Annotated in this window: 16 protein-coding genes and 1 pseudogene; 8 read left to right on the forward strand and 9 right to left on the reverse strand. The window is 71.2% G+C overall.

Annotated elements, in window-relative coordinates; genetic code table 11:
- On the forward strand, positions 1-780 hold the full coding sequence (locus AB0M80_RS17600; protein WP_364565374.1) for an LLM class F420-dependent oxidoreductase: 780 nt from the start codon (positions 1-3) through the stop codon (positions 778-780).
- Between the two features lie 71 nt (positions 781-851).
- Here AB0M80_RS17600 and AB0M80_RS17605 read toward each other — a convergent pair whose 3' ends face one another.
- On the reverse strand, positions 852-1,376 hold the full coding sequence (locus tag AB0M80_RS17605) for a CGNR zinc finger domain-containing protein (RefSeq protein ID WP_364565376.1): 525 nt from the start codon (positions 1,374-1,376) through the stop codon (positions 852-854).
- A 22-nt stretch (positions 1,377-1,398) separates the two neighbouring features.
- Between AB0M80_RS17605 and AB0M80_RS17610 the strand changes: the two are divergent.
- A pseudogene (locus AB0M80_RS17610) lies at positions 1,399-2,127 on the forward strand (MFS transporter); the annotation flags it as partial.
- 375 nt (positions 2,128-2,502) lie between these two features.
- Here the strand turns inward: AB0M80_RS17610 and AB0M80_RS17615 are convergent.
- Complete coding sequence (locus AB0M80_RS17615; RefSeq protein WP_364565798.1) at positions 2,503-2,871, reverse strand: Rv2175c family DNA-binding protein; 369 nt, start codon at positions 2,869-2,871, stop codon at positions 2,503-2,505.
- Between the two features lie 103 nt (positions 2,872-2,974).
- Here AB0M80_RS17615 and pknB point away from each other — a divergent pair, with 103 nt between their 5' ends.
- The 5 genes from pknB (at position 2,975) to AB0M80_RS17640 (ending at position 9,101) form a co-directional block, all read left to right on the forward strand.
- Positions 2,975-4,993, forward strand: a complete 2,019-nt coding sequence (pknB, locus tag AB0M80_RS17620; protein ID WP_364565379.1) for a Stk1 family PASTA domain-containing Ser/Thr kinase — start codon at positions 2,975-2,977, stop codon at positions 4,991-4,993.
- Positions 4,990-5,199 (forward strand): hypothetical protein, encoded by a 210-nt coding sequence (locus AB0M80_RS17625; protein WP_364565381.1) that lies wholly within the window; start codon positions 4,990-4,992, stop codon positions 5,197-5,199. The genes pknB and AB0M80_RS17625 overlap by 4 nt, the downstream gene beginning before the upstream one ends.
- Before the next feature lie 55 nt (positions 5,200-5,254).
- Positions 5,255-6,760: an SPFH domain-containing protein gene (locus tag AB0M80_RS17630; RefSeq protein ID WP_364565382.1), complete on the forward strand. Its 1,506-nt coding sequence runs from the start codon at positions 5,255-5,257 to the stop codon at positions 6,758-6,760.
- Positions 6,761-6,898: 138 nt separating this feature from the next.
- Entirely contained in the window at positions 6,899-7,600 is a 702-nt protein-coding gene (locus AB0M80_RS17635) for a hypothetical protein (RefSeq protein WP_364565385.1), read from the forward strand.
- A gap of 184 nt (positions 7,601-7,784) precedes the next feature.
- Positions 7,785-9,101: a wax ester/triacylglycerol synthase family O-acyltransferase gene (locus tag AB0M80_RS17640; RefSeq protein ID WP_364565388.1), complete on the forward strand. Its 1,317-nt coding sequence runs from the start codon at positions 7,785-7,787 to the stop codon at positions 9,099-9,101.
- 16 nt (positions 9,102-9,117) lie between these two features.
- Here AB0M80_RS17640 and AB0M80_RS17645 read toward each other — a convergent pair whose 3' ends face one another.
- Positions 9,118-10,509 (reverse strand): class II 3-deoxy-7-phosphoheptulonate synthase, encoded by a 1,392-nt coding sequence (locus AB0M80_RS17645; protein WP_364565390.1) that lies wholly within the window; start codon positions 10,507-10,509, stop codon positions 9,118-9,120.
- A gap of 24 nt (positions 10,510-10,533) precedes the next feature.
- On the opposite strand from AB0M80_RS17645, the gene AB0M80_RS17650 reads away from it, so the two are divergent.
- Entirely contained in the window at positions 10,534-11,130 is a 597-nt protein-coding gene (locus tag AB0M80_RS17650; protein ID WP_364565393.1) for a phosphatase PAP2 family protein, read from the forward strand.
- A gap of 9 nt (positions 11,131-11,139) precedes the next feature.
- Here the strand turns inward: AB0M80_RS17650 and AB0M80_RS17655 are convergent, their stop codons facing one another.
- From AB0M80_RS17655 to gltB, 6 genes are all read right to left on the reverse strand, one after another.
- Positions 11,140-11,463, reverse strand: coding sequence for a hypothetical protein (locus AB0M80_RS17655; protein WP_364565396.1), 324 nt, complete (start codon positions 11,461-11,463; stop codon positions 11,140-11,142).
- Positions 11,464-11,504: 41 nt separating this feature from the next.
- Positions 11,505-12,902, reverse strand: a complete 1,398-nt coding sequence (locus tag AB0M80_RS17660) for an alpha/beta hydrolase (RefSeq protein WP_364565398.1) — start codon at positions 12,900-12,902, stop codon at positions 11,505-11,507.
- Between the two features lie 82 nt (positions 12,903-12,984).
- Positions 12,985-13,872, reverse strand: a complete 888-nt coding sequence (locus AB0M80_RS17665) for a peptidase (RefSeq protein ID WP_364565401.1) — start codon at positions 13,870-13,872, stop codon at positions 12,985-12,987.
- A 111-nt stretch (positions 13,873-13,983) separates the two neighbouring features.
- Positions 13,984-17,298 (reverse strand): hypothetical protein, encoded by a 3,315-nt coding sequence (locus AB0M80_RS17670; RefSeq protein WP_364565404.1) that lies wholly within the window; start codon positions 17,296-17,298, stop codon positions 13,984-13,986.
- 133 nt (positions 17,299-17,431) lie between these two features.
- A complete protein-coding gene (locus tag AB0M80_RS17675) occupies positions 17,432-18,937 on the reverse strand; it encodes a glutamate synthase subunit beta (RefSeq protein ID WP_364565407.1) in 1,506 nt (501 codons plus the stop codon).
- Positions 18,930-23,483 (reverse strand): glutamate synthase large subunit, encoded by a 4,554-nt coding sequence (gltB, locus tag AB0M80_RS17680; protein WP_364565410.1) that lies wholly within the window; start codon positions 23,481-23,483, stop codon positions 18,930-18,932. The genes AB0M80_RS17675 and gltB overlap by 8 nt, the downstream gene beginning before the upstream one ends.
- Positions 23,484-23,563 lie beyond the last annotated feature (80 nt).

Raw genomic sequence — 23,563 nt, forward strand, 5'->3', positions numbered from 1 at the left:
ATGACCGAACGACGCATCCGGATCGGCCTGCAGCTCCAGCCGCAGCACGCCGACTACGACACCATCCGGCGCACCGCGTCGGCCGCCGAAGACCTCGGCGCCGACATCGTCTTCAACTGGGACCACTTCTACCCCCTCTACGGCGACCCGGACGGCATGCACTTCGAGTGCTGGACGATGCTCGGCGCGTGGGCGGAATCGACGTCCCGCGTGGAAATCGGCGCGCTCGTGACGTGCAACAGCTACCGCAACCCCGAGCTGCTGGCCGACATGGCCCGCACGGTCGACCACATCTCCGGCGGCCGGCTCATCCTCGGCATCGGCTCGGGCTGGTTCGAGAAGGACTACGAGGAGTACGGCTACGAGTTCGGCACCGCGGGCGGCCGGCTCGACGACCTGGCGGAGTCGCTGCCGCGCATCGAGTCGCGCCTCGGCAAGCTGAACCCGGCCCCCACCCGCAAGATCCCGGTCCTGATCGGCGGCGGCGGCGAGAAGAAGACGCTGAAGCTGGTGGCCAAGCACGGCGACATCTGGCACGGCTTCGGCGACCCGGAGGTCGTCGCCCGCAAGGTCAAGATCCTCGACCAGCACTGCGCGGACGTCGGCCGCGACCCGGCCGAGATCGAGCGTTCGTGCGGCGTCGAGGGCGAGCCGGACGAGCTGGGCCCGAAGCTCCTGGAGCTGGGCGTCACGACGTTCACCGTCGGCGTGGGCGGCCCGGACTACGACCTGGGCGCGCTGGAGAAGTGGATCGCCTGGCGCGAAAAGACCAACAGCTGAGCGCAGCCGGCTCCCGCTGACCCAAAGCCGTGAATGCCACCTTCAGGACTTAGCGTCCCTCAAGGTGGTATTCACGGCTTTTGCGCCCGGTACGCGGCGACGCGTTCGCGGGTCGCGCAGCGGGGCGAGCAGAACCGCCGCGGGCTGCCGCCGCCGGTGTGGGCGAACGGCTTCCCGCACGACGGTGACGCGCACAGCCCGCCCGGCACTCCCTGACGCTCCGCCAGCAGCGACGCCAGCCCCAGCGCCGACGACGTCACCAGCCACGCTCCCCACGGCCCGTCGTCGGCCGCGTCGATGTGCAGGTGCCAGCCGTACCCGTCTTCGTGGTCGGTCAGGCGCGGTGGACCCGCGTACTTCAGGAACAACGCGTTCAGCGCCGAAGCCGCCGAAGCGACGTCAGGCGCTGCGAACACTTCGCGCAGCTCCAGGGCCGCCGCGCGCAGCTCGACGACGTCTTCCGGGGACAGCGGAAGTTCCGGTTCGCCGTGCTCACGCAGTACCCCGGCCACCGAGGCCGGGTCGGGGGACGGGACCAGCAGCACGGCCAACAGATCGACAGCGCGCTGCACGGAATCCCGGTGCGGAAAAGCCATCCCCCACTGTAACGTCTCGACCATGTCAAGCCGTTACGCGGGGTACCTCGTCGGCGCCACGCTCGCCCGGACCGGTGACGAGCTGTCCGGACCCGCCCTCCTCCTGCTCGGGCTGACCTTGAGCCCGCACGCCGGCTCGGCGTTGCTCGCCGGGCTGACCGCGGCGGCCGCCGTCGGCGGGCCGGTGTTCGGGGCGCTGCTCGACCGCAGCCCCGCTCCGGGACGGCTGCTCGCCACCGCCCTCGCGGGTTACGCCGGCGGGATCGCGCTCGTCGCCGCGGTCTTCGGGCACCTGCCGCTCGAAGCCGTCGTCGCGGTGGCGGTCGGGACCGGCCTGCTCAACCCCGCCATCGCGGGCGGCTGGACCGCCCAGCTGCCCGCGGTCGCCGGGCCCGCGCTGCCGCGGGCGAGCCGCCTCGACGCCATGACCTTCACCGCCGCCGCCCTCGCCGGCCCCGGCTTGGCCGGGTTGCTCGGCGGGTCCGCCGGGCTCGTCGCCGCGGTCGGCCTGGTCGCCGTCGCGGTCCCGGTGGCGTGGTCCCTGCCGAAGCGGACACCGACGAAGACCCGCCTCAAGGACGGCTTCAGAGTCCTCGTCCGCAACGCCCCGCTGAGGCGGGCCACCCTCGCCTCGACGATCTCCTGCGCCGGGATCGGCATGGTCACCGTCTGTTACCCGCTGCTGGGGGCGAGGCACCTGCGCGGCCCGGCGGACGGCGCGCTGCTGCTGACCGTCCTGGCCGTGGCGTCTCTGCTGGCCAACGCGGTCTTCGCGAAGAAACCGCTGCCGTGGGCCCCCGACCGGACGGTCTGGCTCAGCACCCTGATCCTCGCCGCCAGTGCCGCGCTGGCCGCGAGCGCCCACGACGTCACGCTGCTCGTGGCGGCGGCCGTGCTGGCCGGGTTCGCCGAAGGCCCGCAGCTCACGGCGCTGTTCGCGATCCGCCACCGCGAAGCGCCCGAGCACGTGCGCGCGCAGGTGTTCACGACGGCGGCGAGCGTGAAGATCACCGGTCTGGCGGCCGGAGCGGCCCTCGCCGGACCACTCGCGACGTGGTCGCTCCCGGCCTGCCTGCTGATCGCCGCCGCCGTCCAGCTGACGGCCGCGGCGACCTTTCTCCGCAGGTCAGAACGCCATGGCCTGGGCGCGCCGCTTGACCTCGGTGCCGTGGCTGGTCCGCAGCGCGTTGACCGGCGTGTTGCCGGGCAGCGTGTCGTCCGTGGTGAACAGCCACCGCAGCATCTCCGTGCGGCTGAACCCGGAGTCGGCGAGCACGGTGATCGTCCCCGCGAGCCCCTTGACGATCCCGTCCTTGACGAAGAAGGCGCTGGGCACGCACAGCTCACCGCCGCGCTTCAGCGCGATCAGCTGCCCGTCGCGCAGCATCTGCCGGACCTTGTTGGCCGAGGTCCCGAGGACGCGCGCCACCTCCGGCACGGGGAGGACCGCGATGGCGGTGTCGAGAATGTCTTTGGCGACAGGAATCCCACTCACAGGTGACACTGTGCCACATTGCGTCCCCTCACCCGCTAGTACGCACGGGTGACCCGCCAGGTCTCCTCCACGAGGCGTGCGCGGTTCCGTACGATCCATACTCGTGACACGCACCCAACCCAGCCTGGTCGGCACGCTCCTCGAGCGCCGCTACCGGGTGGACCGGCTGCTCGCCCGCGGCGGAATGTCTTCCGTCTATCGGGGGACGGACACCCGGCTGGACCGTCCGGTCGCGATCAAGATCATGGATCCGCGGTTCGCGGACGACCGGTCGTTCGTGGACCGGTTCGTGCGGGAGGCGCAGTCCGCGGCGCAGCTGCACCACCCGCACGTCGTGGCCGTGCACGACCAGGGCTTCGACCTGCCCCAGGGTGCGGAGTCGGGGCTGGCGTTCCTGGTGATGGAGCTGGTGGACGGCGGGACGCTGCGCGACCTGCTGGACGACCAGGGCCCGCTGGACGTCGCGCTGGCGCTGAGCGTCGCCGAACCCGTGCTGTCGGCGCTGGCCACCGCGCACCGGGCCGGGCTCGTGCACCGGGACGTGAAGCCGGAGAACGTGCTGATCGGCCGGGTGGGGCAGCAGACCGGCGGGGCAGTGAAGGTCGCGGACTTCGGCCTGGTGCGGGCCGTGGCGAGCGCGGGCACGACCAGTTCGAGCGTCATCCTCGGCACGGTCGCCTACCTCTCCCCCGAGCAGGTCACCACCGGCGCGGCCTCCGCACGGGGCGACGTCTACTCGGCCGGGATCCTGCTCTACGAAATGCTCACCGGGCGGGCGCCCTACACCGGGGACACGGCGCTTTCGGTGGCGTACCGGCACGTGAACGACGACGTGCCGCGGCCGAGCGAGCTGCGCCCGGACCTGCCGCCGGCCCTGGACGAACTGGTCATGCGCGCGACGCGGCGGGACCCGCAGCTGCGCCCGGCCGACGCCGGGGAGTTCCTGACCGAACTGACTGCCGTGCGCGCCCAGCTGGGCCTGCTGCCGGTGACCGTGCCGATCCCGGTCTCCCACGGCCAGGGCGACCTCGCCGACACCGAGCGCACGCTGCCGCGGATCCCGCAGGTGCCGGACAACCAGAAGACGATGCCGGTGCACCGCCCGAACGCGACGCGGGCGCTGACCCACGCCGCTCCCCCGGTGACCGGCCAGGTGCCACCGGTGCACCCGGCTCCGCCGCCGCGGCGGCGGAGCCGGCCCGAGCCGGAGAAGCCGAAGGACAACCGGAAGCGGATCTTCGTGATCGCCGCGGCGGTGCTGCTGCTCGGCGGACTGATCGGGGCGTTCGTCTTCATCCTCACCGACACCGGCGGGGACAAGACCGCGCGCGTGCCGAGGCTCGTCGGGCTGAACCAGGCCGCGGCCGGCGACGCGCTGCGGGCGGTGAAGCTGACCCCGCAGTTCAGCCAGGAGTACGACAACACGGCGCCGTCGAACACCGTCCTGCGCGCCGACCCCGCCGAGGGCACGCCGCTGTCGCCGAACGCGACGGTGTCGGTGGTGCTGTCGAAGGGCCGCCCGGCGGTGCCGGACATCCGGCCGGGTACCGCGCTGCCCGACGCCGAGCAGGCGATCAAGGCGTCCCAGCTGACGCCGGTCCGCGGGACCGACGACTTCGACGCCGACGTTCCGCAGGGGGCGGTCATCCGCACGTCGCCGTCGGCGGGCAGCCAGCTCACCATCGGCGGCCAGGTCACGATCATCGTGTCGAAGGGCCCGATCCCGCTGCCGCCGGTCCCGGACGTCACGGGCCGGTCCAAGGACGAGGCGTTCCAGCTGCTGCAGCAGGCCGGGTTCGAGCCGTTCCAGGCGGGCGAGGAGTTCAAGCAGGAAGTTCCGGGCGGCGCCGTCACCCGGACCGACCCGCCCGCCAACTCGCAGGCGAAGGCGAAGCGGATCGGCGTGTTCGTCAACAACGCCGTCCAGGTGCCGGACGTCCGGTTCAAGTCGTTCGAGGACGCCCAGCGGATCCTCGAGCAGGCCGGCCTGAAGGCCGACCGCGACGGCGGCCGCGGCCGCGGCAACGGCGGCGGGTTCGACTTCGTCTTCCAGCAGGACCCGGAGCCGGGCACGTTCGTGGCGAAGAACTCCAAGGTCAAGCTGAAGGGCTTCGGGGGATGATCGGCAGCCGAGGCCGCGTGACCGGCAAGATCGGCCCCGGCCTCGTCGGCGAAGTGCTCCTGAACGTCCGGGGCGGCACGGAGGCGTTCTACGCCTACCCGGCCGACCCGGACGAGACCTTCGCCTCCGGTACCCAGGTGCTCGTGGTGGACTTCGAACCCCCGCGGACGGTTTACGTCGAACGGTGGCAACCCCTGAGGCGCTGACGGCGTAGAAGAGGCACCAACACGCACAACAGAAAAGAACGAGGGGGTCGGTGCCATGAGTCTCGTGGAAATCCTGCTGTACGCCGCGGGCGGGCTCGTCGCCGTGCTGATCTTGATCTTCGGGGTCCTGCGGCTGCTGTACAAGGTCGCCGAGCCGAACGAAGCGCTGATCATTTCCGGGCTGGGAGTCCGGGTCGACCGCGCGGACACCGCGGACAGCCTGGGCTTCAAGATCATCACCGGCCGCGGGGTGAACGTCATCCCCGGCTTCCAGACCGCCCGGCGGCTGTCGCTCGACACCCGCGGCGTCAACCTGCAGGTCTCCTGCGTGACCAAGCAAGGGCTGCCGGTCACCGTGCGGGCCGTCGTCATCTACAAGGTCGGCGACGACTTCGCCTCGATCGCCAACGCCGCCCGCCGGTTCCTGGACCAGCAGAAGGGCATGAACGACACGATCCACGAGCTCTTCTCCGGGCACCTGCGCTCGATCGTGGGCGGGCTGACCATCGAGGAGATGATCCACAACCGGGACGCGCTCACCGGCGAGGTGCGCCAGTCCTCGGCCACGGAGATGATCAAGCTCGGGCTGATCGTGGACTCGCTGCAGATCCAGGAGATCGACGACGAGTCCGGCTACATCCTCAACCTCGGCAAGCCGCACGCCGCCGCGATCGCCGCGTCGGCCCGCATCGCCGAGGCGCAGCGTGACCAGGAAGCCGCCGAGGTCGAGCAGATGTCCGCGGCGAAGAAGGCGGCCGCGGTCCGCGAAAGCCAGATCCAGCAGGCCGGCTACCAGGCCGAGGTCGACCAGGCGCGGGCGAAGATGTCCCAGTCGGGTCCGCTGGCCGAGGCGACCGCGCGCCAGGAGGTCGTCGTCCAGGAGACGCGGGCGGCCGAGCTGGAGGCGGCACTGGCCGAGCAGCGGCTGCAGTCGCAGGTCCGCAAGCCGGCCGACGCGAAGGCGTACGACACGCGGACGGCGGCCGACGCCGCTCGTGACGCTTCGATCGCGAAGGCCCAGGCCGAGGCGAAGGAGACCGAGCTTCGGGCCGCGGCGGACGCGACCCGCGTGAAGACGGCCGCCGAGGCCGAGGCGCAGGCCACGAAGGCGCGTGCCGAGGCCATGGCGGGCGCGACCCGGGCGACCGGTGAAGCCGAGGCGGCCGCGGCCAAGGCCCGTGGTCTCGCCGAGGCGGAGGCCGCCAAGGCGAAGGGTCTCGCCGAAGCGGAGTCGGCGCGGGCGAAGGGCCTGGCCGAGGCGGACGCCATCAAGGCGCGCGCCGCGGCGCTGGCCGAGAACCAGGAAGCCGTCGTCGCGCAGCAGCTGGCCGAGCGCTGGCCGGAGATCGTCGAGGCGGGTGCGAGCGCGTTCGGCAATATCGACCACATGGTCGTGCTCAACGGCGCCGACGGCATGTCCGACATGTTCGCGAAGGCGCTGTCGCTCGGCGGGACCGGCCTCGGCCTGGCCCGCCAGCTGATGGACGCCATGGGCAAGCCGGCGGACCCCGAGCCGGCCGAGAGCGCCCGGCGCAACGGCGAACTCAAGCTGAGCGACTGACCAATTACTCTCGGTGTACGGCCTCTGTGTCCCGGATCACGGGCCGCAGGGGCCGTACCCCCGTTCGGGGGCGGAAATTCCCGCTCGCTTGTCCTACCGTGGGCGCATGGTTCCGGACCGTGCGTCCCGGGCCGTCCGATGAGCTTCTTCGCCGGCGGTCCCCGTGAGCGTCCCCTGTTCCCCGTGCCGGAGCAGGAGCTTTACGCGTTCAGCGGCCGGCACTGGACCGATCCGCCGCGCGAGTACATCGTCCCGGCCGTGCTGCCGTGGGCGCAGCCGCTGGGCCGGTCCGAGCGCACCGTGGTCGCGCTGCGGGTCATCGAGGTGTGGCCGGAGGCGCTGACACTGCGCGTCACGGTCTACTCCCGCGACAGCCTGGTCGAAGACCCCGCCGAGGGGCTGATCGACCACCGGCGCAAACCCGACTACAACGGGCTGCTCCTCGGCGTGCTCTACGCCGACGGCAGCCGGGCGAGCTCCGAGACGATCTCGGTGCCGTCCGCGTCCGAACCGGACGCCCCGGTGCTGCGGGCGCACCCGGTCGGCGGCACGCGGTTCGCCGTCGAGCACGAGGTGTTCCTGTGGCCGCTGCCCTCGGCCGGCCCGCTGAAGCTGGTCGTGCAGTGGGCGGACCGGGAGATCCCGGAGACCCGCACGACGCTCGACGGCGGCGCGATCCGGGCCGCGGCCAAGGGCGCTGCGGAGATCTGGCCGGGGCTCGGCAAGCGGCAGGTGAACGGCCTGCCGGTGCGCCGCGTCGGCAAGCAGGTCGCGCTCACCCCCGATTGGGGCACGCCGGTGGCCCGGGCGGAAGAACCCGGGCATGCTCCAGGGGAATGAGCCCTTTCTTGAGCTGTGAGCCGGGGCACCGTGGCCCGGGGTGTCTCGAATGGCGGAACGGGGTCGCTCGTTAGCGTGGTGGAAACACTTCGACCACCCGGCCGTCACGTCGGGCTGGTGCAGTGGGTTCCTTCCCTTCCGACGCACGTGGCCGTGCGCCCCCGCGAACCCGGAAAGGTCGCCCATGGCAGGCTCGCCGCTCAGCGCACTCGACGTCGCTTTCCTTTGCCTGGAAAGCGAAACCTCTCCGATGCACATGGGTGCGGTGGTCACCTTCACCGCCCGCGGCCCGGTGGATCCGGCCGCGCTGACGGCGCTGCTCGCGCAACGGGCCGCCCGGTTGCCGAAGCTGCGCCAGCGGGCACGCGCGGAGCTGTTCCCGCCCGGCTCGGCCAGCTGGGCCGACGACCCGGATTTCGTTGCGGCCGAACACGTTCACCACGTGCCCCTGAGCTCCCTGTACGAACCGGACCCCCTCGCGGCGTACGCGTCGCAGTGGATCGCCGAGCCGCTCGACACGTCCCGGCCGCTGTGGGACCTGACCCTGGTCACCGGCCTGCCGGGCGGGAAGTTCGCGCTGCTGCTGAAACTGCACCACGCGCTGACCGACGGCGCCGGGGCGTACGCGATCGCGGCCGGGCTGCTCGACGGCGTCGAACAGCCCGCGAGGACCTCCGCGCCACCCCGCTCGATCCCGGCGCCACGCTCCACTTTGGACACGGTGAAGGGCGCGCTGGGCTCGGTGTGGGGCCAGGCGAACGAAGCCGCGGGGATCGCGTCGTCGGTCGTGCGGGCCGCGCGTCCGCCGCTTTCACCGATTTCGGCACCGCTGTCCGCCGAACGGCGCCTCGGGTTCGTGCGGCTGCCGCTGCCCGAGCTGCGCCGGGTGCGCCGCGCACACGGCGGCACGACCAACGACGTCGTGCTGGCGGTGCTGTCCGGCGCGCTGCGCGAGTGGCTGGTCAACCGCGGCCAGCGCGCCGACGGCCGCACGCTGCGCGCCCTGATCCCGGTGAGCGTGCGCGGCCGGGCGGGTACGCAGCTCGGCGGCAACAAGCTCTCGGGCTACCTGTGCGACCTGCCGGTCGGCGAGGACGACCCGGTCGAGCGCCTGCGGGTGGTCCGCCGGGCGATGACCCGCAACAAGGCGGCGGGCCCGAGCCGGGGCGCCGGCGCCCTGCCGCTGCTCGCCGACCGCGTCCCGCCGCTGCTGCACCGCCTGGGCACCCGCACGGCGGGCCGGGCGGCGCCGATGCTGTTCGACCTGGTGATCACGACGGTGCCGGTGCCACCGGCCCGGCTGTCGCTCGACGGCGTCCGCGTGGCGGAGATCTACCCGTTCGTGCCGCTGGCCCCGCGCCACGCGGTCGGCATCGCGGTCGCGACGTACCGCGACTCCGTCCACGTCGGCCTGCAGGTCAACGGCAAGGCGGTGCCGGACGTGGGCTCACTGCGGGACGCGGTCCTGAAGTCCACCGCCCGGCTCCTCGACGCCTCCTGACCCCTCCGGGCCCGGCTCAGCCGCGGAGCATCTCCGCGACCAGGAACGCCAGCTCCAGCGACTGCTGCGTGTTCAGCCGCGGGTCGCAGGCCGTCTCGTAGCGGCCCGACAGGTCGACGTCCGAGATCTCCTGGGCGCCGCCCAGGCACTCGGTGACGTCCTCGCCCGTCAGCTCCACGTGGATGCCGCCCGGGTAGGTGCCCAGCTGGTTGTGGACCTCGAAGAAGCCCTGGACCTCGTCGACGATGCGGTCGAAGTGACGGGTCTTGTAGCCGGTGGACGACTCGTGGGTGTTGCCGTGCATCGGGTCGCACTGCCAGATGACCTTGTGCCCGGACGCCTCGACCTTCTCCACGATCGCCGGCAGCACCTCGCGGACCTTGCCGTTGCCCATCCGGGCGATCAGCGTCAGCCGGCCCGGCTCGGCGCGCGGGTCGAGCCGCTCGACGTACTCCACGGCCTGGTCGGGCGTGGTCGTCGGGCCGATCTTCAACCCGATCGGGTTGGCCAGCAGCTCGGCGAACGCGATGTGCGCGCCGTCCAGCTGGCGGGTCCGCTCGCCGATCCACAGGAAGTGCGACGACAGGTTGTACAGCTTCGGGTTCGCCGCGTCCGCGTTGTCGAGCCGCAGCATGGAGCGCTCGTAGTCGAGCAGCAGCGCCTCGTGGCTGGCGAAGATCTCGGTCGACTGCAGCGACGTGTCGGTGACGCCACAGGCGCTCATGAACCGCAGGCCGCGGTCGATCTCGTTGGCCAGCGCCTCGAAGCGCTGCGCCGCCGGCGACGCGGACACGAAGTCCTTGTTCCAGTCGTGCACCTGGTGCAGGTCGGCCATGCCGGCGCCGGTCAGGGCGCGGACCAGGTTCATCGCGGCGCCCGCGTTCGCGTAGGCGCGGATCATCCGGCCGGGGTCGGGCACGCGCAGTTCGGGTTTGGCGACCAGCGAGTTGATGATGTCGCCCCGGTACACCGGCAGGCCCAGCGCGTCCGTCGCGGCCGACCGCGGCTTCGCGTACTGGCCGGCGATGCGGCCGACCTTGACCACCGGCAGGCTCGCGCCGTAGGTGAGCACGACCGCCATCTGCAGCAGGGTGCGCAGGTTGGCCCGGATGTGCGGCTCGGTGTTGGACTCGAACGTCTCCGCGCAGTCGCCGCCCTGCAGGAGGAAGGCTTCGCCGCGGGCGACCATCGCCAGCCGGCCCTTGAGCCGGTCGATCTCGGCCGGGACGGTGATCGGCGGCACGCTCTCCAGCACGCCGCGGACCCGCCGGGTCGCCTCGGGGTCGGGCCACTCCGGCTGCTGCGCGGCCGGGAGGGCCAGCGCCTTGTCGAGCCGCGCCCGCAGTTCGGGCGGCAGCGGCGGCAGCTCGGGCAGTGTGTCGACGGGGACGTCCACAGTCCAGTTCACACCGACCAGGATAAGGTTCCCGCCGTGCGTCGCTTCGCCCGGTTGGCCACCGAGGTCCTGGCCCCCTGGGTGTGGGTGCTCACCCTGCCCCTCGCTGTCGCCTGGGCCGCCACCGGCCACCGGCCGCTCCCCACGCTGAGCTGGGGACTGCTGATCGCCGTCACCGGCTCGCTGATCCCCATGGCGGTGATCGTCCGCGGGGCGAAACGCGGCAAGTGGGACGGCCACCACGTGACGAACCGGGCGGGGCGCCGGGTCCCGTTGCTGGTCGCCGGGGTGTCGCTCGGCCTCGGCTTCGCCGTGCTCCTGGCCGGTGGCGCGCCCGCGCAGCTGGTCGCGCTGGCCGCGTCGATGCTGGCGAGCCTGGTGGTCGCGGTGGCGATCACGTTCGGCGCGAAGTTCAAGATCTCGCTGCACGCCGCGGTCGCCTCGGCCGCGGTCGTGGTGCTGGCGCTGACGTACGGCCCGTGGGCGCTGCTGCTCGCGGGGGCGGCCGCCTGGGTGGCGTGGTCGCGCGTCGAGCTGCGCGACCACACCACCCAGGAGGTGCTGGCCGGGCTGGTGATGGGCGTCGTCGTCGGCGGAGGCGGCTACTGGGCGCTGCTCACCGCCTTGACCTGACCCCGGTCCTCAGCAGGGCCGCGCCGAGGCGACCGTCACCCGCACGTTGGCCCCCGAGAACGCCGGGATCCGCACCGCGAACCCGGCATAATCCGGCCGGGAGAACAGGCACCACGCGTCTTGGCTGCCGTTGCTTTCGGAATACGCGGCGAACGGCGGCGTGATCGACGGATTCGGCGCCGCCATGCAGATCGCGGTCCCGTCCGTTCCGCGGAGCCAGAGGGCTTCCGGAATGCAGATCGGTCCCGGACGCGCGGGCTGTGCGGACGCCGGCGACGCGGCCAGCAGGACCGCGGCCAGCGCGGACACGGCGAAGAACACCATTCTTTTCATGATTTTTCCCCTCGTTTTTCGCAGAGGGGGAAACGACCCCCTCACCGGCCAGATTGGCAGGAACCATCCGCCGCGGGGAAGACCCCGTCACGCAAATAGCTCAGTACCACCGCGTTGCCGCAAGCGTTTTCCCGGGTGAAGACACCGTGCCCCCCGGCGTCGACGGTCACCATCCGCGCGCGGGCCCCGAACGCCGCCCGGGTCTCCCGTGCTCCGGACAACGGGGTCGCCGGGTCGCGCAGGTTCTGCACCAGCACCACGTTCGCCGGGCCGGGACCGCCCACGCGCACCGGCGGTTCCGCGCGCTCGACGGGCCAGAACGCGCACGGGTTCACGTTCGCCGCGGCCGGGCCGAACATCGGGTGCCGCGCCCGTTCGCGTTCGACCGCGCGCTGGTAGTAACCGACCTGCTCCGGCCAGTCGGAGTCGTTGCAGAGCACCTGGAGCTGCAGAGCGGCGTGGTTGTCCCCGTCGAGCGGCCCCGCCGCGGCGCGCGCGGTGCCCGCCCAGTCCCGGGCCAGCGCGGGGAACGATCCGTCGTCGTAGAGCCCGTTCCACGTGTTCGCCCGGAACTCCGGCCCGCGGACGGCGGCGAGCTCGAAGAACTTCGCCGTCACCGCCGCCGGCGTCCGGCCCAGGTGGTAGCTGTCGTCGCGCTGCGCGGCCCACGCGGCGAAGTCCGGGAAGCGGTCGTCGAACCCTTCGGCGAAGCGCTGGTTGGCGCGGACGTCGAGACCCCGCGGGCCGAGCACGCTGTCGAGCACGATCCGGTCGCCGCGGCCGGGGAACATCGACGCGTAGGCGGCACCGAGGTAGCTGCCGTACGAAACGCCGTAGTAGGAGATCTTCTTCTCCCCCAGCGCTTCCCGGATCCGGTCGAGGTCACGGGCGGTGTTCGCGGTCGTCATGTGCGGCAGCAGGTCCGTTGTGGACGCCCGGCCGCATTTCTCCGCCACGACGCGCGCTTTCGCCGCGGTGGCCACGACGTCCCGCGGCGAGTCCGCGTACGGGCCGAGGACCGCGCCGCCCTGCTCCGGCGTCATGTCGCAGGTGACCGGCGTGCTGTAGGCGGTGCCGCGGGGGTCGAACCCGATGACGTCGTAGGCGTCCGGCAGGCCGGAGCCGCCCATCCGCTGCAGCAGCTGGGCGGGCATGGCGAGCCCGGGGCTGCCCGGCCCGCCGGGGTTCATCAGCAGCACGCCGCGGCGTTTGCCGGGGGTGCCGGCGTGCCGGGAAAGGGTCAGCTCGATGGTGCGGCCGGGGTGCGCGTAGTCGAGCGGCACGCGCAGGGTGGCGCATTCGAGCCCGGCGGTCGGGGACGGCGACATGCCGTAGTCCGGGCAGGGGGACGTCCACTCCAATCCCGGTGCCGCGTCCGCCGGGGGCGTGGCGAGCAGGGGCAGTGTCAGGGAAACCAGCGCGACCAAGGTTTTTCGCATGCCCCGAGCCTGGTTCACCCGGAGCGCGCGAACGTCAGCCCAGGGACCGGAACCACGGCTCCGCCCCTGGGCTGACGTGGGGTCACGCGGCTTGCGCGCGGTTGTACAGGTTCTGGGCGTCGGTGCCGAAGTACGGCCCGAACATGTAGCCGGGCAGGAAGTTGTAGCCGAAGCTGTTCACCGAGGCCTGCACGCCGGTGCCGGTGCCCTCGTTGAACGAGAGGAACCACGGCCCGCCGCTGGAGCCGCCGGTCATGTTGCACTGCATGCCGTGGTCCTGGGTCAGCAGGAAGTCGGTGAACGTGGTGCCGCTGCAGTAGATCAGCTTCGTGCCGTCGTAGGGCGCGGCGGCCGGGTAGCCGAAGGTGTACATGCTCTGGTTCTTCGGCTGGTTGAAGGCGATGCCCTGCGCACCGACGACGTCGGTGAGCCGCTGGCTGTCGAGCGGGTTCACCACGGCCATGCCGACGTCGTAGTTGATGTCCTCACTGGCTTCCCACTGCGGCGTGGTGAGCGTGGTCTTCGCCGTCCACTGGCCGTAGGGAGCGTTGCCGTTGTTGTAGCCGGGCACGAACACCCACTGGGTGTGCCAGGTGCCCTGGTACTTCACGCAGTGCCCGGCGGTGACGACGACGCTGCCGTTGGTGCTGGTGACGGCGTCCCCGGAGCAGGATGCCTTCTGGCCGTTGAAGAGGAAGAACACCCGCCCGGCGGTCTGGGTGACCTTGCCACCCCCGGTCCAGGCGCCACCGCCGTTCGGAATGCTCCGGATGACGGCGCTCTGCCCGCGCGCGACGTCTTGGGGCGTGAAGGCCGGGCTCTTCACGAGCGAGTCCATCGGAACGGCCGCCCGCATGGCATCGGACGTCCAGAAGGGTTGCGGCCCGGCCTGGGCGGGGGTACCGACCAGGGCGAACGCGAGCGAGAGGACGGCGGTGACCACCGCGGCCCGGAGTTTCGTGTGCTTCAAGACGCCCCACCTTCCGCAGAAGTGAATCGTCGCAAAGGCGACACAGCTACTCGAAAGTAATTGCCTCGCCACAGAGCGCACACCGCTGTCCGGCGTAACGGGCCCGCTCGGTCAGCTGTCTTCGGAGCCGAGCCCCACCCGGGCCTCCTGCATGCGGATGTACTGGTCGACGATCTCCGTCGCGCCGGGGTACTCGTCCGGCCGGAGAGCCGGCAACACCGACGGCCATTCACTCGACTGCGCCACCTCCGCGAGAATGCGCGATCGCGCGGGCTCCGCCAGGCGCCGGGCCATCGCCAGCAGCACCGAACTCCGGTCGTAGGACCGGAGGGAAGTGCTGACGAGGTGCAGCGCACGTTCGGTGTCGTGCTCGGCCAACCGTTCGAGGAAGGCCGTGGCTATCGTCGACCGCTGTTCGACGCCCAGGCTCGCCAGCACTTCGAGGCCGTCGCCGTAACCGGCGGCACCCATCGCCTCGGCGAGTGGTCCGGCCAGCCGGAACGCAGCTACCCGGTCGCCGGCCTGGGTTCGCACGACCTCGACCGCCGACTCGATCCGGCCGGCTGCGCAGAATTCCCTGATGACGGTACCGAAGGCCAGCTCTTGCTGATAAGAGTTCTCGATCTTCCCGGCGAACGCGAGCGCTTGATCCGGAAGCCCGGCGGCACAGTAGAAGTCGACCAGACGAGTTCCTTCGAAGTTCCCGAGAGAACCGTCGGCAACGCGTTCGCCGAACTGACCGACAATGCGACGTATCTCTTCCTCGGCCCCGGCGGCACGGTGGCGGCGCAGCAGCGGCACCATGGCCTCGGCCACCACCGAAGTCCGCTCCAGCCGCAGAATCACCCGCTCGGCCAGTTCCACGTCACTGAAATGGGCCAGCAGTTCGGCGATCCCCGAGAAGTCATGCCGTTGCACGCCAGAGGCGATGAGAATGCGGGCGAGCCGTTCGGCAGCGGCTACATCATTCGCCGCGATCACGAAATCCGTGACCCGCCGAAAAGAACCTTCATACCGGTAGTCCTCACCCAGGCTGCGCGCGGCGGATTCGGCCCGCCGGGCCAAGGTCTCCGCCGTGGTGGTCTCGCCGCACTTCAGGAGGCCTTCGGCTAGCGCGGTCAAAGCAGCCGCACGCACCTCCGGACCGACACGGGCCCCCGGCTTCCCGAATTTCGTTTCGAGTAGTTCCATCGCCCGCGCGTACCCGTCACGTGCGGCAACCGACTCGAGAACCAGGGACAACCCACGCTTGCCGTAAGCGGACGAGAGGGAGCCGACGAGCGATTCGGCGAAGTCGACGTGGCCTGCTCCGATGGCGAACTCGATGAGATCGCAGACGTACTGCTCACGGCGGTTCGAGTCGCCGACGCCGAACACCTTCTCCTTGGCGAGTTCGAGGTCGACACAAGCCAAGCCTTCCAGCTCCGTTCGAAAAGCAATACTCGGCGCGAACTCACCGGCTGACACAGCAAAGTCGTAGGCGGCCTTCGGATCTCCACCCTCCCGAAGATGGCGCGCGGCCCGCTCGATCACGTCAGCGCGGAACGGCAAGTCGAAATCCTTGGATATGGCAACTGCGCGGTCTATTTCTCCTTGCTCGATCAGCCGAGCGGCGACGAAGTAGCGGACGCTGAACCTCGCGTTGCCGTTCTCCATGGTTTCGGCGGCGGCCAACACCGAATCCGGATCGGTCAAGGGGCCGTCGATCGACAAGGTGAGCAGTGCCCGGCTTCGCCAGCCCGCATCTTCGATGGCGTCGGCCATCACCCTGGCGCGCGTGCGGTCGCCACCGGCCGCGAGCTCACGGACGAGACGCTGTCTGACGTACGGATACAGCTTTTCGTCGACCACCTCGGCCACGATCCGATCGGCACGGTCGACCTGCCCGGCACGGACCAAGACCGGGATCAACTCGGAAACCGCATCAGCCCTCCGGGACGGCTCGGAGATCGAACGCGCGAGAGCCTCGGCGCGGTCGAAGTTGCCCAGCCGAGCCCAGAGCGCAGGCAAGCGCGCCGGCGTCCGGGCGTTGCGTGCCCCCAGGTCGTCGCGGTGCATCGTCAGCTTGAGCAGACTCAGCACGTCAGGTCGGGCCGACGCGGAAACCGCCGCGTGTGTTGCCGTGATCTCGGCCTGGGCCGACGCTTCCCCACCGGAGACCTCCAGCATGCGCTCCCGCCGCACCAGATCCGTGACGCATTCGACCATCCGCTGGAGTTGCCCTGCCTCCTGGAGGAGCCTCGGATAGCCCAGCAGGAGATACTGGGGCGTCGAAGCGGGCCAACCCCGGTCCCGGTATTCATCAGCCCAAGCGGTGATCCGGTCCCGGTAGGCGCGAAGAGCGTCCGAGCCGAACCGGCTCACGGCTTTGTCTTGGAGACCCTCGTGCCCCAGTAGGTAGACTTCCGGCGCCGAGCCGGGATTCCAGCGAGCACGCCGGCGGCCGAACACCCTGCTTTCGACGCTGTTCAAGACCGCGCGGACTCGCGACTCGACCCGGTCAGGACGACCGGAGCCGGACAGGGCACCGTCGCCCGTCCCGAGTACGGCGCTCCCCCGTCCGACGAGTTCGACGAGATCTTCGCGGCTGAGCCCACCTCGGGCAGCGACCAGCAAGCCCAGCGCATCCCGGGCCTCGCCCGCCTCCACATCGAGTAACCGGTCGAGGTCGCGTTCCATGGCCTGGCGAACCTCGGAAGCCGCGGACGAGGGCTCGAGTTCGCAGATGACCGAAGGATCGTGGAGGGGGTGGTCCTGCGGAAGAGCGGGCGGAACGCCGGGATTCGGCCGCCCGGTGACGATGACCCGCATGCCGTGAACGGGACGGCGAGGCAACATGGCTGCGATGCTCTTGGCCCCGTGGTCCTCCCCTGCGTCTCGGTCCTCGTCGAGCCCGTCCACGACCAGGATCAGCCGTCGGCCGCGGTGCGCACTGGCTTCCGCGGCCGCGTCGAGCAATCCCGGGAAGTCCGACGCGCCGGATTGCTCCGGCATCGGGATCTCCAGCACCTCGGCCAGCTGCGGGATCATGGCGGCCAGGAAGCCGGCTCGCGTGTCGGATCCCGCGTCCCGTGCGGTGATGAAGAACGAGACCAGCCGGACCTCCTCGGGGGGATCCAGCACGAACGACGCCATGAGTGCCGTCTTGCCGCTCCAGGCGTCAGCTCTCCACCACGCGTACGACGGCGAGGGCTCGGGGTCCAGGCAGAATCGTTCGAGCTTGGCCAGCTCGTTCTCACGCCCCACCAAGTGCTCAGGCGCAATCCTCCGCACCGTCCCCCGGTACCAGGACTTGGCCACGCCACGCGGGCTGTAGTGGAAGCTGCCCGCCACGTGCCCGACCTGGAGGATGTCACCGGTCACGTCGCCGTCGATCGAAACCGAGTTCACGACGCTGCTCGGCTCGTCTTCCACCGGCTGGGTCATCGACGATCCTCCCCGTCACCGTCCGCTGGCTCTCCCAGCGTCGCTGCGAGGACGCTCCTCGTTACGGCGATTCCGCCCACGAACCACCGAAGGCCCCCTCGCCAGCGGCGAGGGGGCCTTCGGACGAACGGACTCAGACGACGGCGAGCGGCAGGGCCGTCGGGTGGACCGGCGCCGGGAGGTCCGACGCGCCGGTCAGGAACGCGTCGACCGCGTTCGCCACCGATCGGCCCTCCGCGATCGCCCACACCACCAGTGAGGCGCCTCGGTGGGCGTCGCCGCAGACGAACACGCCCGGCGACTCGGTCTGCCAGTCCGCGCCGCACGAGAGCGTTCCGCGGCGGGTCAGGGACAGGCCCAACCCGGACAGCAGCGGCATCTCCTCGACGCCCTCGAAGCCGATCGCCAGCAGGACCAGGTCCGCCGGAAGGGTCTCCACCTCGTCGTTGACGGGGATGACCTCGCGGCGGCCCGTCGCCGGGTCCTTCTGCACCTTCACCTGCTGCAGCTCGACCGCCGTGACGCGGCCCTCGGAGCCGACGAAACGCTTCACCGCCACCGCGAACTTGCGCTCGCCCGCCTCCTCGTGCGCCGCGTACGTGCGCAGGATGTACGGCCACGTCGGCCACGGCGAACGCTCGTCGTCCCGGGTCGTCGGCGGCATCGGGTACTGGTCGAGCTGCGTCACCGACAGGGCGCCCTGGCGGGTGGCCGTGCCGTACGAATCCGCACCCGTGTCGCCGCCGCCGATGATCACCACGTGCTTGCCGCCGGCGTCGACCGCGGGCGGGCCGTCGCCCTCGACGTACTTGTTGGCCGGCACCAAGTGCTCCATCGCCAGGTGGATGCCCGCCAGCTCGCGGCCCGGCGTCGTCGTGTCGTCGCGGCCGCGCAGCGCGCCGACCGCGAGCACGACCGCGTCGTACTGCGCGCGCAGGTCCTCCACCGTCAGGTCGACGCCGACCTCGCACCCGGTGACGAACCGGGTGCCTTCCTTGCGCAGCTGCGCCAGGCGCCGGTCGAGGACCTTCCTCTCCATCTTGAACTCGGGGATGCCGTAGCGCAGCAGCCCGCCGAGCCGGTCGTCGCGCTCGAAGACGGTGACCTCGTGCCCGGCGCGGGTCAGCTGCTGGGCGGCGGCCAGCCCGGCCGGCCCGGAACCGACGATCGCGACCCGCCGTCCGGTGGACACCTCGGACATCTGCGGCTGGACGTAGCCCGCTTCCCAGGACTGGTCGGCGATCGTCTGCTCGACGCGCTTGATCGACACCGGGCCGCCTGAGGCCGGCGAGATCGACAGCACGCAGCCCGCTTCGCACGGCGCCGGGCACAGCTTCCCGGTGAACTCGGGGAAGTTGTTGGTGGCGTGCAGCCGGTCGCTCGCCGCGGCCCAGTCGCCGCGGCGGACCAGGTCGTTCCACTCCGGGATCAGGTTGCCCAGCGGGCAGCCGGAGCCGCCGGAGTGGCAGAACGGGATGCCGCAGTCCATGCACCGCGACGCCTGCTTGCGCACCTTCGCGTTGCGCTCGCCGGGGTCGACGTCCGCGTAGACCTCGCCCCACGAAGAAAGCCGTTCCTCTTTGGACTTCTTCGAGGGCTCTTCGCGGTCGTACTTCAGGAAACCCGTCGGATCAGCCACGAGCGGCCTCCATGATCGCCTCGTCGACGTCGCGGCCGGCGGCGCGGGCCGCCTTCGCCGCGTCCAGAACCCGCTGGTAGTCGCGCGGCATCACCTTCGTGAACGCCGCCGAGCGGCGCGGCCAGTCGCCGAGCAGCGACGCCGCCACCGCGGAGCGGGTGAGATCGTAGTGCTGTTGCACGATTTTCTTGAGCCACGCCATGTCGTCGGCGGTCGGCCGCAGGAGGTCCACCATGTCCTGGTTGACCTTCCTGGCGTCGACGTCGAGGACGAAGGCGATGCCACCGGACATGCCGGCCGCCAGGTTCCGCCCGGTCGGGCCGAGCACCACCGCGCGGCCGCCGGTCATGTACTCGAAGGCGTGGTCGCCGACGCCCTCGGCGACGACCGTGGCGCCGGAGTTGCGGACGCAGAAGCGTTCGCCGACCTGGCCGCGCAGGAAGATCTCGCCGCCGGTCGCGCCGTAGGCGATGGTGTTGCCCGCGATCGTCTGCGCCTCGGCGGCGAAGCTCGCCTCCGGGTCGGGCCGGACGATGATCCGGCCGCCGGAGAGCCCCTTGCCGACGTAGTCGTTCGCGTCGCCGACCATGTCGAGGGTGATGCCGCGCGGCAGGAACGCGCCGAGCGACTGGCCCGCGGAGCCGGTGAGCGTGACGTTGATGGTGCCCGCGGGCAGGCCGTCCCCGCCGTAGCGGCGGGTGATCTCCGAACCGAGCAGCGTGCCGACGGTCCGGTTGACGTTGCGCACCGGGAGCTCGATGTTCACGTGGTGCGCGTCTTCCAGCGCCGCCTCGGCGAGCTGGATGAGCGTGCGGTCCAGCGCGTGCTCGAGGCCGTGGTCCTGGCCGCGGGTGCGCCGCTTCGCGCCGCCGTACGGCGTCTCGGACGGCACCTCGAAGATCGGCGCCAGGTCGAGCCCGGACGCCTTCCAGTGGTCGACGGCCTCGTCGGTGTCCAGCAGCTCGGCGTGCCCGATGGCCTCGTCGAGCGTCCGGAAGCCCAGCTGCGCGAGGGTTTCCCGGACTTCTTCGGCGACGAACTTGAAGAAGTTCACCACGTGCTCGACCTGGCCGGTGTAGCGCTTGCGCAGCTCGGGGCTCTGCGTGGCGACGCCGACCGGGCAGGTGTCGAGGTGGCAGACGCGCATCATGATGCAACCCGCGACGACGAGCGGGGCCGTGGCGAAGCCGTACTCCTCGGCGCCGAGCAGCGCCGCGATGACGACGTCGCGCCCGGTCTTCATGGCGCCGTCCACCTGCACGGTGATCCGGTCGCGCAAACCGTTGAGCAGCAACGTCTGCTGGGTCTCGGCGAGCCCGATCTCCCACGGCGTGCCCGCGTGCTTGAGCGAATTCATCGGGGACGCGCCGGTGCCGCCGTCGTGGCCGGAGATGAGCACGACGTCGGCGTGCGCCTTGGACACGCCGGCCGCGACCGTGCCGACGCCGAGCGAGGACACCAGCTTCACGTGGATGCGGGCGTGCTCGTTGGCGTTCTTGAGGTCGTGGATCAGCTGGGCCAGGTCCTCGATGGAGTAGATGTCGTGGTGCGGCGGCGGCGAAATCAGCCCCACGCCCGGCGTCGAGTGCCGGGTGCGTGCGATCCACGGGTACACCTTGTTCGGCGGCAGCTGGCCGCCCTCGCCGGGCTTCGCGCCCTGCGCCATCTTGATCTGGATGTCGTCGGCGTTGACCAGGTATTCGCTGGTGACGCCGAAGCGGCCGGAAGCGACCTGCTTGATCGCGCTGCGGCGCTCGGGGTCGTAGAGCCGCTCCGGGTCCTCGCCGCCCTCGCCGGTGTTGGACCGGCCGCCGATCCGGTTCATCGCGATGGCCAGGGTTTCGTGCGCTTCGGCCGAGATCGAGCCGTAGGACATCGCGCCCGTGTTGAAGCGCTTGAAGATCGCCTCGGCGGGCTCGACCTCGTCGAGCGGCACCGGCTCGCGGACGCCGTTCCGGAAGGCGAACAGCCCGCGCAGCGTGCCACCCTCGCGGTACAGGCGGTGCACCTCGTCGGTGTACTTGCGGTACACCTCTTCGCGGCCGGTCTTGGACGCGTGCTGCAGCAGGAACACCGTCTCCGGCGTGAACAGGTGCAGCTCGCCCTCGCGGCGGTAGGCGTACTCGCCGCCGGTGTCGAGTCCACGGTGGACGCGGTCGGTCGGGTTGTCCGGGTACGCGCGGCGGTGACGCGTCGCCACCTCTTCGGCGAGCACCTCGAGGCCGACGCCGCCGAGCTTCGACGACGTCCCGGTGAAGTACTCGTCGAGCAGGTCCTGGCTCAGGCCGAGGGACTCGAAGACCTGGGCGGCGGTGTAGGCGCCGACCGTGGAGATGCCCATCTTGGACATGATCTTCAGGACGCCCTTGACCAGCGCCTGCACGTAGTTGCGGATCGCCTTGGCGGCCTCGATGCCGGTGACCGCGCCCTGCCCGATCATGTCTTCGATGGTCTCGAAGGCCAGGTACGGGTTGACCGCGGCGGCGCCGTAGCCGAGCAACAGCGCGATGTGGTGCACCTCGCGCGCGTCGCCGGACTCGACGACCAGCGCGACGCGCAGGCGTTCCTTGGTGCGGACCAGGTGGTGGTGCACCGCCGAAACCAGCAGCAGCGACGGGATCGGCGCCATCCGGTGGTCGGAGTCGCGGTCGGACAGCACGAGCGTGCGCGCACCGGCGGCGATCGCCTCGGACGCCTCGCGCCGGACGCGCTCGATCGCCGACGCCAGCGCCGCGGCGCCACCGTCCACTTCGTACAGTCCGGAAAGGACGCTGCACGCGAAGCCGGGGAGGTCGCCGTCGTCGTTGATGTGGATGAGCTTGGCGAGCTCGTCGTTGTCGATGACCGGGTACGGCAGCTTCAGGTGCCGGCAGGACGCCGGCCCGGGGGCCAGGAGGTTGCGTTCCGGCCCCATGATCCGCGCCATGCAGGTGACGAGCTCTTCGCGGATCGCGTCCAGCGGCGGGTTGGTCACCTGGGCGAAGTTCTGCTTGAAGTAGTCGTAGAGCAGCCGGGACCGCTTCGACAGCACCGCGGGCGGGGTGTCGGAGCCCATCGAGCCGATCGGCTCGGCCCCCTTCTCGGCCATCGGCGCGAGCAGGATCTTGAGCTCTTCTTCGGTGTAGCCGAAGGAAAGCTGGCGCCGCAGCACGGAGTCGTGGCTCTGCACGACGTGGTCGCGGTCGGGCAGCTCGGCGATCTTGAGCAGGCCCGCGTGCAGCCACGAGTCGTAGGGCAGCTCGGCGGCCAGCGCGGACTTGACCTCTTCGTCGTCCACGATCCGGCCGGCCGCGGTGTCGACCAGGAACATCTTGCCGGGCTTGAGCCGGCCCTTGGCGACGACGTCCTTCGGAGCGACGTCCAGCACGCCGGCCTCGCTGGCCAGCACGACGCGGTCGTCGGCCGTGCGCCACCAGCGCGCCGGGCGCAGGCCGTTGCGGTCCAGGACCGCCCCGACCAGGCTGCCGTCGGTGAAGGTGACGCAGGCGGGCCCGTCCCACGGCTCCATCAGGCTGGCGTGGAACTGGTAGAAAGCGCGGCGCTCGGGCTTCATGGTGGCGTGGTTCTCCCACGCCTCCGGGATCATCATCAGCACCGCGTGCGGCAGCGACCGGCCGCCCAGGTGCAGCAGCTCGAGGACCTCGTCGAAGGACGCGGAGTCCGACGCGTCCGGCGAGCAGATCGGGAAGAGCCGCGACAGGTCGCCGGGGATGACGTCGGACTCCAGCAGCGCCTCGCGGGCGCGCATGCGGTTGCGGTTGCCGCGGATGGTGTTGATCTCGCCGTTGTGGGCCACGAACCGGAACGGGTGCGCCAGCGGCCACGACGGGAAGGTGTTGGTGGAGAAGCGCGAGTGCACCAGCGCGATGGCGCTTTCCAGCCGCTCGTCACGCAGGTCGGCGAAGAACGCGGGCAGCTGCTCCGGCGTCACCATGCCCTTGTAGACGATCGTCCGCGAGGACAGCGACGGGAAGTACGTGCCGCAGCCGGCGTTCGCGCTCTCGTTCTCGACGCGCTTGCGCAGGCAGAAGGCGAGCCGGTCGAGGGCCAGGCCCGACTTCCCGTCCGCCGTCACGAACAGCATCGCGAAGTGCGGCATGACCGAGCGGGCGGTCGGGCCGATGTCGGCGCGGTCGGCGTCGACCGGGACCTCGCGCCAGCCGAGGATCTCGAGGCCCTCTTCGACGGCGATGCGTTCGGCGAGCCCGACGGCCTTGCGGCGCTGCTCGGCGTCTTGAGGCAGGAAAGCGATCCCGGCGGCGTAGGTGTGGTGGCCCCGCTCGTCGGGTTCGGGCAGGGCGAACCCGGCCTCGGCGCGCAGCAGGGCGTCGGGCAGCTGCAGCAGGATGCCGGCGCCGTCGCCGCTGGTGGGCTCGGCGCCCGCGGCGCCGCGGTGGTCGAGGTTGGTCAGCGCGGCCAGGCCGTCGGTGACGATACCGTGGGAGCGGCGCCCGCGGATGTCGGCCACCATGGCCACCCCGCAGGAGTCCTGTTCGGTCTCCGGATCGTAAAGACCCTGTTTGCCGGGCATGGCGGAGAAGATCATGAAGGGACCTCCTTCGTCGTCTTGTCGTGCGGGGCCGGGCTACCGGCCGGGGAGCGCACGGGACGACGATGGCCCGCTTG

The organism is Amycolatopsis sp. NPDC051045, assembly GCF_040682955.1.
In the GTDB taxonomy this organism is placed as follows: Bacteria; Actinomycetota; Actinomycetes; order Mycobacteriales; family Pseudonocardiaceae; genus Amycolatopsis.

What these genes read in the sequence shown, in the direction of transcription:
- AB0M80_RS17600 (WP_364565374.1), top strand. Translation starts at nt 1, where the DNA reads ATGACCGAACGACGCATCCGGATCGGCCTGCAGCTCCAGCCGCAGCAC.
- AB0M80_RS17605 (WP_364565376.1), bottom strand. Translation starts at nt 1,376, where the DNA reads ATGGCTTTTCCGCACCGGGATTCCGTGCAGCGCGCTGTCGATCTGTTG.
- AB0M80_RS17625 (WP_364565381.1), top strand. Translation starts at nt 4,990, where the DNA reads ATGATCGGCAGCCGAGGCCGCGTGACCGGCAAGATCGGCCCCGGCCTC.
- AB0M80_RS17630 (WP_364565382.1), top strand. Translation starts at nt 5,255, where the DNA reads ATGAGTCTCGTGGAAATCCTGCTGTACGCCGCGGGCGGGCTCGTCGCC.
- AB0M80_RS17635 (WP_364565385.1), top strand. Translation starts at nt 6,899, where the DNA reads ATGAGCTTCTTCGCCGGCGGTCCCCGTGAGCGTCCCCTGTTCCCCGTG.
- AB0M80_RS17640 (WP_364565388.1), top strand. Translation starts at nt 7,785, where the DNA reads ATGGCAGGCTCGCCGCTCAGCGCACTCGACGTCGCTTTCCTTTGCCTG.
- AB0M80_RS17655 (WP_364565396.1), bottom strand. Translation starts at nt 11,463, where the DNA reads ATGAAAAGAATGGTGTTCTTCGCCGTGTCCGCGCTGGCCGCGGTCCTG.
- AB0M80_RS17660 (WP_364565398.1), bottom strand. Translation starts at nt 12,902, where the DNA reads ATGCGAAAAACCTTGGTCGCGCTGGTTTCCCTGACACTGCCCCTGCTC.
- AB0M80_RS17670 (WP_364565404.1), bottom strand. Translation starts at nt 17,298, where the DNA reads ATGACCCAGCCGGTGGAAGACGAGCCGAGCAGCGTCGTGAACTCGGTT.
- gltB (WP_364565410.1), bottom strand. Translation starts at nt 23,483, where the DNA reads ATGATCTTCTCCGCCATGCCCGGCAAACAGGGTCTTTACGATCCGGAG.